We start from the raw sequence: 694 nt of genomic DNA, 5'->3' as shown, positions 1-694 counted from the left end.
TCGTCAAAGTAACGTAGGTTGGATACTGCTAGACCAACGGCGGCTGCTTGCCTTGCCTCTTTCCGTACGCTCTTAATATCATAACTAAACGTTTCAAATTTTATATCGGTTTAGGATTTCGACTCGTTAACACCATTACTCATCGCATTATCCTTGGATTCAGAAAAATATTTATCTACATATTTTTTCGTATCATCAAAAACTTTCTTAATCCGCTGCTTACTGTCATGTAACAACCAACTAGCCCCCTCCACGACTTCTGTCAAATTTGCGTAAAACACACCACTCTTCAGACATTTTCTCTTTTTTTATTTTCAACATTAATGCTGGCATTGTTATTTATGGGAGTCGTTCTTTTAATCGTGTAACTCTTTTCGCCCCTGTCTTGTATAGACAGGAGCGTTTTTGAAAATAATCGTAGTGAATTTTATTAATTTAGAGTTAAGCTTAATCCTACACCTACACCCCAGCGCCCTCCGGCACTTGTCACAGATAGACTAGAGCGAATATTTCCATCTTCAGATGTATAACCAGCACCAAGAGCAAATGCGGACTGATTAAGCCATATACCACTACCAAGTGCAACACTTAACTTTCCTGGTGCATCATTGTAACGCAAGTTGGACACCGCTAGACCAATAGCAGCAGCTTGTCTTGCTTCTTTCCGAACATCCTGAATAGCATAATTCAATGT

1 protein-coding gene is annotated in these 694 nt (G+C 39.5%); it reads right to left on the bottom strand.

Going from position 1 to position 694, the window contains the following annotated elements; translation table 11 throughout:
• Positions 1–430 precede the first annotated feature (430 nt).
• A partial coding sequence (locus tag ACFINY_RS09895; RefSeq protein WP_375612610.1) for a YadA-like family protein occupies positions 431–694 on the bottom strand: 264 nt, incomplete at its 5' end.

The sequence above is a fragment of the Bartonella sp. AA23NXGY genome (assembly GCF_042197165.1).
GTDB lineage: Bacteria > Pseudomonadota > Alphaproteobacteria > Rhizobiales > Rhizobiaceae > Bartonella.
The sequence above is the reverse complement of the archived record's forward strand: the minus strand, read 5'-3'. Positions and strand labels throughout refer to the sequence as shown.